This window comes from Eudoraea sp., from assembly GCF_049665975.1.
Taxonomy (GTDB): Bacteria; Bacteroidota; Bacteroidia; order Flavobacteriales; family Flavobacteriaceae; genus Eudoraea.
Genome location: NZ_JBATGR010000121.1, coordinates 1 through 5,505 on the forward strand (window position 1 = coordinate 1; position 5,505 = coordinate 5,505).

The following is a 5,505-nucleotide window of genomic DNA, read 5'->3' on the forward strand; positions in this document are numbered from 1 at the left end:
TCCCATTCCTTCAAAGAACCAAAGCTATACAGCTTTAGTGAATATCGATGGGCAAGAATGTATCTGTAGAATGTTATCCTATCTGGAGGGTAAGTTTCTGGTGGAAGTGCCGCATTCAAAAAAGTTATTCCAATCTTTCGGTAAATTTCTTGCCCAATTAGACCTAAAACTTCAACAGTTTACTGATTTCAGAATTACAGCCAGGAAATTGAAATGGGACATTCAGTACCTGAGCCTCAGCAAAAAACACCTTGATAATATTCCGAAGAATAAAGATAGAAGTATCGTTCATTATTATTTTAAACAATACGATGAGAATGTACTTCCTTTTATCCCGGAGTTGAGAACTGCAATAATCCACAATGATGCCAATGAATGGAATGTCCTGGTTGCTCAGGAAGAAGTTTCAGGCATTATAGACTTTGGTGATATGTCGCATACCTTTCTTATCAATGAATTGGCGATTGCAATTACTTATGCCTGTTATGATAAAGAAAACCCTTTGGAATGGGCCTCTATACTGCTAAAATCTTATCATGAAACTCTGCCTGTTCAGGAAATAGAATTAGAAGTGCTTTATTATCTCATTGCCGCCAGACTTTGTATAAGTGTTTGTATTTCAGCCAATAGCAGAGCAAAAAAAGGGGGTAATGAATACGCCTTTGTAAGCGAAAAAAATGCATGGCAAATGCTATATCGCTGGTTGGCTATAAATCCAATTGCTGCAGAAAATTGTTTTCGTGAGGCAGCCGGATTTCCGGCTAAAAACCCACCACCTGTTGAAAAGATAATAGGGAAGAGAAATAAACATATGAGTTCAGTACTTTCAGTAAGCTATGAAAAGCCAATTTATATGAAAGGGGCTGCATTTCAATACATGTATGATGCCTATGGGAACACTTTTTTGGATGCTTACAATAACATTCCGCATGTAGGGCATTCTCATCCTAAGGTAGTGGAGGCGGGGCAGCGGCAAATGGCTAAACTAAACACAAACACAAGGTATCTTTACGATTCTTTAAATGAATATGCGGAAAAGCTTTTATCGAAATTTCCGGATTCATTGAACAAAGTATATTTTGTTAACTCAGGAAGTGCGGCTACAGATTTGGCCCTCCGTATGGCGAATGGTCATAGCGGGAATGAAAAAATAATGGTGTTGGAACATGGTTATCACGGGAATACCAGGGCGGCTATTGATGTGAGCTACTATAAATTTAACAATCCAAAAGGAAGCGGAAAAAAAGAACATATTTTGGTGGCTCCTATTCCGGATACCTACAGAGGTAAGTATACCAAAGATGATGGTAGTGCCGGAAAAAGCTATGCTGAAGAAGCCATTGAATTAATTGAAAATTCCGATACACCAATTGGAACATTCATTAGTGAGCCTATTATAGGTTGTGGAGGTCAGGTGCCTTTGGCGAAAGGGTACTTAAAACACCTATACCCGGCAACAAGAAAGCAGGGAGGGGTATGTATTATTGATGAAGTACAGACTGGATTTGGTCGTATGGGTCATTATTATTGGGCTTATGAAGCCCAGGAAGTTGTACCCGATATGGTTATCCTGGGAAAACCTATGGCAAACGGGCATCCTATGGGAGCTGTGGTTTGTACCTCGGAAATTACAGCATCTTTTGAAAAAGGAGTGGAATTCTTCAGTTCATTTGGCGGGAACCCTGTGTCTTGTGCCATTGCCTTGTCGGTTCTGGAAGTTATTGAAGAAGAAAACTTACAGGATAATGCGAAAATTGTTGGGGATTATTACAAATCATTACTTCAAGCGCTTCAAAACAAATATCCATGTATCGGAGATGTAAGAGGTTCAGGCTTATATCTTGGAGTCGAAATTGTGAAGGATTATAGCATGGATCCGGATACGGGGTTGGCACATTGTATTAAGAATGAATTGCGAAACAGACATATTCTTATTAGTACTGATGGTCCGTATGATAGTGTTTTGAAAACAAAACCTCCTTTACAATTTTCTAAAGAAGATGCATCTAAAACGGTAGAACAAATAGAAGACATATTGAAATCACATTATAAAAATAAAGAAGTATGAAAGTAGCGGTTTCAGGAGCAATGGGCAGGCTGGGGAGCGTAATAGCACTTGGAATTTCAAACACACAAGGGATGCAACTTAGCGGAGCTTATGCCCCTGGTCATTCTGGCAAAACAGTGGCAGGTGTAAGGGTAGAAGATGCTATTAAAAATATAGACGCTCAAATAATGGTGGAATGCACGCATCCGGGAGTAGTAATGGAAAATTTAAAAAAATGGCATGCTAAGGGGATGAGGGCTGTAGTTGGGACCTCGGGTTTTACGAAAGATCGGATAACGGAGTTAAAATCTTTCTGGGGCAAAGATGACCCAGGCTGTCTTATAGTGCCTAACTTTTCAATAGGTGCGGTACTGATGATGCGATTTGCAGAAATAGCTTCGCCTTATTTTGATTCGGCAGAAATCATTGAACGGCACGAAGACACGAAACCAGATGCCCCTTCGGGTACTGCATTGGCCACTGCCATGCGAATGGAAAAGTATAGAGGTTCAGCAGAAAATGAAGATAGCACAGAGGTGGTTAAAGGGGCACGTGGCGGATTCGTTTCAGGGATTCGCGTTCATTCACTGCGCATGAAAGGCATATTGTCTGATCAGGAGGTTGCATTTAGTAATAAGGGTGAACTATTCTCCATACATCATAGCAGTACATCCTATGAATCTTTTGTTAATGGAGCTTTGCTGGCAATTCGTTATGTGAATACCATAAAAGGAGTGCAAATAGGATTGGATGCCGCTCTGGATTTTGAAACAAGATAAGTTTAATTGAAGCACTGTCAGTTACCCAATTGATAAAGCATTAAGACTTTGGGTATGGACTTGTATGCTTTTGGAAACAGCAGAAAATAATTATTAGACTTATCCATAACCCTGTTACATCAATCAATAATAGCCTAATTGGATGCCGAGTACCTGGTCTTGTAGCAACAATACTAAAATGTCCTAATCTATAATCAGGATTTTCTATCCAAAAGACTTCATGGAAGCTTGTATTAGCAGAGGATAACCAGCTGCACGCCCCCATTATTCATGCTGCGAATGCTCAATCTTATTATCGTACGAGGTGTAAGCAATGCCTAGTTCTGCCAGCTCATCCAGGATAGGGTCATAAACTTCTTTGGTCCATGGAAACAGCACACCAGGAATTTTAATTTCTCCGTTAAGTATTAACTTTGCACCAATTGCTGCAGGCAATCCAACGGTACGGGAGATAGCGGTATGCCAATGATCTAAGCCCCTTGTTACCAAATAAGATATATGTTCAAATAATTCGCCTTCGAGTTTGTATTCCAAGCTCTCGTAAAAAACCAGCATATCTGTATCGCCATTTTTGAATTTCAGCTTATCCAGCAATAAATCCAATAGTATCTCGGCAGGAGTCCCATTTACCCTTCTTATTGGTCTGTCAGACAGTAGTTCTGTCCAAAGCAATTGTTCATGAAGTTCTCCACCTCTTTCTATATGCAAGAGGTCCGCCAGTTTATTTTCAGGACTTTCATCATCATCATCTGGTAGATACGATTCAACCCACTGGCGGTATGTCATGTTTTCACTGCCTTCAATATGATAGTTATCGGCTGTTAACCCTAATTGTATTAACATATTCCATCCTTCGCAAAAACCAGGATAACGCAATGTTGCTCTTATTAAAGTTGGAATGTCATTGAGGTTGTATTTCTTTCTGTAGGCAGCAGAATCGCGATTTTCGTATGCTTCAAATTCTCTGAAGCCAGGGATGGCTATAGCTTTTGGATTGGTAAATAACCGATGATAGGGGATACAACGAAAATTGCTTTTTTTGTAATAACAAGCTCCTGCACTACCCGCCGTGATCACGTTCATTGGGCTCCAGGTAAACTTATAGCCCCAAGGGTTATCATTGCTCTCAGGGGCAACCAAACTGCCGCAATATGATGTAAATGCCAAAAGCTCCCCTCCCTTTTTTCTGATTTTATCTATAGAACGCATTCCGTTCATATGATCAATACCTGGATCAGCTCCCAGTTCATTTAGAAATGTGAGACCTTTTTCTTTTGCTTCTTCATGCATATCTATCATTTCCTGACTGGCATATGATGCCGTTACCACATGCGCGTTATATTGAAGTGCAATTTTTGCAGCAGCAGCATGCATTCCAGGAGGCAGCAACGAGATTACGATGTCTGCATCCTTAATATAACGCGCCATAATAGCAGGATCATAGCAATCAAAGTATACCGCTTTCCCCCTTGGATGACCGCCAATTTTTCTTTTTGCGGTTTCTACTAAAATATCACCTACCGTTACCTCCCAGTTGTATTCTTCAGCATGCTTGAGCATATACGCAATAAGATCTGTAGCTGACATTCCCGCACCGCAGATTAAAACATTTTTCATATAGTTATCAATAAAAATAATGATAGAGTTTGGTTAATAAGATAAGAATAAAGCAAACGTATGCCTAACGGTTTTGCCAAACTACGTTTCAATGCAGTTTAGGTTTTGTTAGCAGCTTTTTTCTGAATAAATAGTTCTTATCGTTATTGTCTTTTTTCTGTTTATGACTTAATGATATCCCAATTCCCGCACCAATCGCTATTCCTAAACTAATCCATAGAGCTAAATTATCCGTCAGAACATCTATTACACTTCCAATTGCAACTCCGAATGCTGCTCCTATTATTAATATTTTTTCGTTTTTCATATTTTATTATTGCTGCTAACGGGTTTGTGTATGATTAGTTGCAGACATTACCAACAGAAATTATGCGCCTGACTATAAAGATAAATGATTGCAACAAATATGAAGGAAACCGGCAGGCAGGTTTACCGAATTTGCTTTCAGTCAGCAGGTTTTGACGAATTCGTCTAAAAATTTGATTATATTTTTATTTTTAATCCCATCGCGGAAGTCTGGTATCCTCGCCACATCTGGCTCATCACTCAAAAGCCAAATCGTTAGCTTTTTCACACTGCCCTCTTGACGCTCTGTGCTCTAAAGAGATTTATCATTGGTTAGTTATTTAGTTATAGTCTAGGCTAATAGTCGGAATTAACTTCAATTTTTTTCTTATTTATTGTTAGCTTAAGTATTGATTTAATCTTCAAGATATACAGCCAATGGATTTCCGTTGGTTTTGCAAGCATCTGTAATTGAGTTGGAGAATTAACCTGATAGCGCCTTCTCCATAATTTCACAAAGGTGAAACTATTATGATAAGTCCTGAATCTTTTTAGTGTAAATCAATAGTTTAATGTTTCTAATTTATGGATGTAGTCCCGTATTAACTTTTCCCAGTTCACCAGAGGTGTCATAGTGTCTCGGTGCATGTGTGTGGATAATCCCGGGAGGGGGGAGAAACACACCGAACTGGTCCAGAAACCAAATCCAAATCGTCCAAAGAGCTTTCTGCTAATCAATCGATCAGCATTGCCCAAAGTTCCCTCTCCTGCTTTCAC

The 5,505-nt window shown here is 39.4% G+C and carries 5 protein-coding genes; 2 read left to right on the forward strand and 3 right to left on the reverse strand.

Annotated features, from left to right (window positions below; genetic code table 11):
* Both WBN20_RS04925 and dapB read left to right on the forward strand, forming a co-directional pair.
* The coding region (locus WBN20_RS04925) for an aminotransferase class III-fold pyridoxal phosphate-dependent enzyme (RefSeq protein ID WP_424280916.1) at positions 1–2,068 on the forward strand (2,068 nt) is incomplete at its 5' end.
* Complete coding sequence (gene dapB / locus WBN20_RS04930) at positions 2,065–2,826, forward strand: 4-hydroxy-tetrahydrodipicolinate reductase (protein ID WP_424280917.1); 762 nt, start codon at positions 2,065–2,067, stop codon at positions 2,824–2,826. The genes WBN20_RS04925 and dapB, both read left to right, overlap by 4 nt.
* A gap of 264 nt (positions 2,827–3,090) precedes the next feature.
* Here dapB and WBN20_RS04935 read toward each other — a convergent pair whose 3' ends face one another.
* The 3 genes from WBN20_RS04935 to WBN20_RS04945 all read right to left on the reverse strand — a co-directional run.
* Entirely contained in the window at positions 3,091–4,443 is a 1,353-nt protein-coding gene (locus tag WBN20_RS04935; protein ID WP_424280918.1) for a saccharopine dehydrogenase C-terminal domain-containing protein, read from the reverse strand.
* An 88-nt stretch (positions 4,444–4,531) separates the two neighbouring features.
* Positions 4,532–4,750 (reverse strand): hypothetical protein, encoded by a 219-nt coding sequence (locus WBN20_RS04940; protein WP_424280919.1) that lies wholly within the window; start codon positions 4,748–4,750, stop codon positions 4,532–4,534.
* Between the two features lie 539 nt (positions 4,751–5,289).
* Positions 5,290–5,505, reverse strand: a 216-nt coding sequence (locus WBN20_RS04945) for a hypothetical protein (protein ID WP_424280920.1), incomplete at its 5' end; no start/stop codon positions are given.

Excerpts from the sequence above, each read along its gene's own strand:
- dapB (WP_424280917.1), top strand. The coding sequence starts at position 2,065 with ATGAAAGTAGCGGTTTCAGGAGCAATGGGCAGGCTGGGGAGCGTAATA.
- WBN20_RS04935 (WP_424280918.1), bottom strand. The coding sequence starts at position 4,443 with ATGAAAAATGTTTTAATCTGCGGTGCGGGAATGTCAGCTACAGATCTT.
- WBN20_RS04940 (WP_424280919.1), bottom strand. The coding sequence starts at position 4,750 with ATGAAAAACGAAAAAATATTAATAATAGGAGCAGCATTCGGAGTTGCA.